Origin of the sequence: Thalassospira australica (assembly GCF_000763295.1) — a bacterium.
GTDB lineage: Bacteria > Pseudomonadota > Alphaproteobacteria > Rhodospirillales > Thalassospiraceae > Thalassospira > Thalassospira australica.
In genome coordinates, this window is sequence record NZ_JRJE01000017.1 from 1 (window position 1) to 5,064 (window position 5,064).

The window sequence follows — 5,064 nt, forward strand, 5'->3', positions numbered from 1 at the left end:
CAGTGGTTCGTTCGATCTGGGTGTAACCGCAACGTCTGCGGACGGCACCGACACCGCTTCTGTGTCCGACACGATCTCTGTATCTGTTGAAGGTGAAGCCGACGCGCCGACCCTCGACGTTACCGATGCAGCGGGCACTGAAGACAGCCCGATTGCGCTCGACATCGACGCTGGCCTCACCGATAGCGGTGAAGTCCTCTCCGTAACGGTTTCGAACATTCCCGATGGCGCAACCCTCTCTGCCGGTACCGTCAATCCGGACGGCACCGTTACCCTGACCGCCGATGAGCTCGACGGTCTGACCATTACGCCGCCGGCTGATTACAGCGGTTCGTTCGATCTGGGCGTCACCGCAACGTCTGCCGATGGCACCGATACGGCAACCACCAGCGATACGCTGAGTGTATCTGTTGAAAGTGAAGCAGACGCGCCGACCCTGGATGTAACAGACGCAACGGGTACCGAAGACAGCCCGATCGCGCTCGACATCGATGCAGGCCTTACCGATAGCGGTGAAGTCCTCTCGGTCACCATCTCCAACATTCCCGATGGCGCAACCCTCTCTGCCGGTACCGTCAATCCGGATGGCACCGTTACCCTGACCCCCGATGAGCTTGACGGCCTGACCATCACACCGCCGGCCGATTACAGCGGATCGTTTGATCTGGGTGTCACCGCAACCTCAACCGATGGCACCGATACAGCAATGTCACTGGTGAAGCAGACGCGCCGACCCTCGATGTCACCGATGCCACCGGCACCGAAGACACCCCGATTGCACTCGACATCGATGCAGGCCTCACCGATAGCGGTGAAGTTCTCTCCGTAACGGTTTCGAACATTCCCGATGGTGCAACGCTCTCTGCCGGTACCGTCAATCCGGATGGCACCGTGACCCTGACAGCTGATGAGCTTGATGGCCTGACCATCACCCCGCCAGCGGATTACAGCGGGTCGTTCGATCTGGGCGTCACCGCAACGTCTGCGGACGGTACCGATACTGCTTCTGTATCCGACACCCTGACCGTTGATGTCACTGGCGAAGCAGACGCGCCGACCCTGGATGTAACAGACGCAACGGGCACCGAAGACAGCCCGATTGCGCTCGACATTGATGCAGGCCTTACCGATAGCGGTGAAGTTCTCTCGGTCACCATTTCCAACATTCCCGATGGTGCAACCCTCTCGGCTGGTACCGTCAACCCGGACGGCACCGTTACCCTGACGGCTGATGAGCTCGATGGTCTGACCATTACACCGCCGGCTGATTACAGCGGTTCGTTTGATCTTGGCGTCACAGCAACCTCCGCCGATGGCACGGACACTGCTTCTGTATCAGACACCCTGACCGTTGATGTCACTGGTGAAGCCGATGCTCCAACGCTTGATGTCACCGATGCGGCGGGCACTGAAGACAGCCCAATTGCACTTGACATCGATGCGGGCCTTACCGATAGCGGTGAAGTTCTCTCGGTAACCGTTTCGAACATTCCCGATGGCGCCACACTCTCTGCTGGCACCGTTAATCCGGACGGCACCGTGACCCTGACAGCTGATGAGCTCGATGGCCTGACCATTACGCCGCCAGCGGATTACAGCGGTTCGTTCGATCTTGGTGTGACCGCAACTTCGGCAGACGGCACCGATACTGCTTCTGTATCCGATACCCTGACCTTGCAGGTTGCCCCTGTAGCCGATGCACCAACACTGAGTGTTTCAATTGGCGAAGGCACGACAACAGGTACGGGTACCGGCACTGGGCAGAATGATTTTGTCGATGAGGGTGGCTCTAACCATCAAGGTACCGACGGCGATGAAACCTATGTCATCGACCGCGATCTGAATATGAACGAAAATTTCGATCTCCGTGGCGGGAATGATGACGTTATCCTCAACGGAAACACCAATCTGGGTAACAATATCCGTTTGGGCGATGGCAATGATAGCCTGACAATAAATGGCGGCATCAGCCAGACCTCTGCATTGGATGGCGGCTCTGGGGATGATGTTCTGTATCTTGGCAAACCATCTGCATCCTATTCATTGCAGAACTTTACAGCCAATCAGGGCGTCATCAACACTCAGATCATTGATCTTGATACGGGACAAATGTTGACCGTCAATCAGATCGAAGCCATTTCGTTCGGTGATGGTGTTGTGGTTGGTGATGCAACTCTGGTGCAATCATCCGAACCCAGCGTGACAACATATCCGCTTACGATCGACGCCGGGCTCAATGACGCTGACGGCTCAGAAACATTGAGCGTTACCATCACCGGTGTGCCTGAGGATGCAACGCTTAGCGCTGGCACACTTAATCCAGACGGAAGCTGGACGCTCGAACCGAGCGAACTACCTGAATTAACCCTCACCACTCCGTCTGATTTCCGCGGCGACATCGACCTTACAGTCACCGCTACTGCATCAGACGGAACCGACACCAAATCCGTCTCCATAACCGAGAGCATCTCTGTTGAGGATCAGGCTGACGCACCTAATCTCGTCGTTTCCGCAGCATCCGGCACGGAAGATAGCGCCATTGAACTTGATATCAATGCTTCTCTGACGGATTCCACCGAAGTCCTGACAGTGACGGTATCCAACATCCCGGATGGCGCAACCCTATCTGCCGGCACAGTTAATCCGGACGGCACGGTTACCCTGACCGCCGATGAGCTCGACGGTCTGACCATCACGCCACCGGCCGATTACAGCGGATCGTTTGATCTTGGGGTCACGGCAACCTCCACCGATGGTACCGACACCGCTTCTGTTTCTGTTTCTGACACGATCTCTGTATCTGTCGAAGGCGAAGCAGATGCACCGACGCTTGATGTTGCCGATGCAACGGGGACAGAAGATAACCCGATTGCGCTCGACATCGATGCAGGCCTTACCGATAGCGGTGAAGTTCTCTCGGTCACCATCTCCAACATTCCCGATGGCGCAACCCTGTCGGCTGGTACCGTCAATCCGGATGGCACCGTTACCCTGACCGCCGATGAGCTTGATGGTCTGACCATCACGCCGCCAACTGATTACAGCGGATCGTTTGATCTTGGGGTCACGGCGACCTCAACCGATGGTGCTGATTCAGCCTCCATCACCCAGAATCTGACTGTCGAGGTTCAAAACGATAGTGCACCCGACGAGGTTGTTTTTGGCACCAACCGGCCAGACGTCATCAATACCGGTTCCGGAGATGACACGATCTATGCCGGCAATGGTTCCGATACGATTAATGCAGGTGCAGGAGACGACACTGTCTTTGGTGGCAATGGTAAGGACATCCTGGAAGGGGGAGAAGGCAACGACACCTTGGACGGCGGAAACGGAAAAGACACGCTTGATGGAGGTGAAGGTACAGACATCCTGTTTGGGGGCCAATCAAACGACCTGTTAACCGGGTCCGGCTCAGATCAATTGTACGGAGAGAACAATAACGACGAAATTCGTTATACGGTCGATCTGTCTTCCGACCCGATCGGGATTGTTGATGGCGGATCGGGCAATGACACGCTCAAACTGTATCTGACAACAGAACAACTGGAAGAAGAAGGCGTACGCGACGCGCTGCAGATGCTCAATGATCATGTTGAGAGTGGCAGTAACAGCAGCATCACCCTTGACGCAATCGCGTTAAAGGTCGATAGCATCGAAACGCTCGAAATTTATGTCGATGGTGTCGTTGTCGACATTGACGACATAAGTACTGCCCCAGCAGAACCGGTTCTGGAAACATCTGATGCATCCGGGAATGAAGACACTGCAATTGCGCTCGATATAAATGCGGGTCTTTCTGGCAACAGTGACCTTCTGTCAATCACGGTCTCAGACATTCCAGAAGGCGCTACTTTATCAACTGGCACCGTCAATGCGGATGGTACGGTTACCCTGACAGCCGATGAGCTCGAAGGTCTGACCATCACACCGCCGGCTGATTACAGCGGATCCTTTGACCTTGAGATTACTGCGACTTCTTCTGCGGGCAACAACGAGGTTTCTGTATCTGAAAGCCTGAGCATCAACGTTGCCGGGGTTGCAGACACCCCAACCCTGAGCCTGACCGATGCCAGCGGGAACGGTCATGACCCGATTAATATCGATATTGATGCCGGACTAAGTGACAGCAGTGAGATCCTGTCTGTAACGGTCAGCAACATCCCTGATGGCGCAACATTCAATAACGGTACTGTCAATCCCGATGGCACCTTGACACTAACTGCCGATCAGCTTGATGGATTGAGCATCACTCCACCTGATTGGTGTGTTGATAATTTTGAACTGTCTGTAACAGCGACCGCCACAGATGGTAGCGATAGCACTTCAGTCAATGGAACCCTGAATATCGACATCACGAACTCCCCGGGCTATATCGCGCACGGTACCTGGTGGTCTGATCATATCGAAATGGGTGACGGCGGAGACCTGATCTACGCTTACAGCGGAAATGATACGGTTTTGGCCGGAGGTGGTGACGACACGATTTACGGTGATAGCGGTCACGACGTCATTGAAGGACAAGCTGGTGACGATACGCTTTATGGTGGATCTGGTGCAGATACTCTTGATGGTGGAGAAGGCACCGATATCCTCGCAGGCGGCAGCTGGAATGATTCCCTAACCGGATCAGGCCCGGACCGTCTGTACGGAGAAAGCGACAATGACGAACTTAACTACACAGTCGATCTGTCATCAGATGAGATTGGCGTGGTTGATGGGGGATGGAATAATGATGTCCTGAAGCTTCATTTGACATCGGAACAACTGAACGTTGAGGGCGTACGCGACGCTTTGCAAGCACTACAGAACCATGTTGAGTCAGGTTCCTCGCATAGCATCACTCTTGATGCACTTCGCTTGAAAGTGGATGACATCGAAACAGTTGAGCTTCATCTTGATGGTCAAATTGTTTCAATTGATGCGCTGCCTGCGCCAGCACCGTTGCTGAACCTTGGTCTGCCCGGTGTCGTTCTGGAAAACAATGCCACCCCGTTGACCATCGATGTTGGTGTGCTCGCCCCTGGTGAGTTGCTTGAAGTGACCGTCGAGGGCCTGACCTCG

General features: G+C 54.7%; 1 protein-coding gene and 1 pseudogene. Both read left to right on the forward strand.

The features are described 5' to 3' along the window. The coding region (locus JF44_RS20475; RefSeq protein WP_033068674.1) for a hypothetical protein at positions 1–829 on the forward strand (829 nt) is incomplete at its 5' end. A gap of 62 nt (positions 830–891) precedes the next feature. Then, positions 892–5,064, forward strand: a pseudogene (locus JF44_RS0109065) (Ig-like domain-containing protein); the annotation flags it as partial.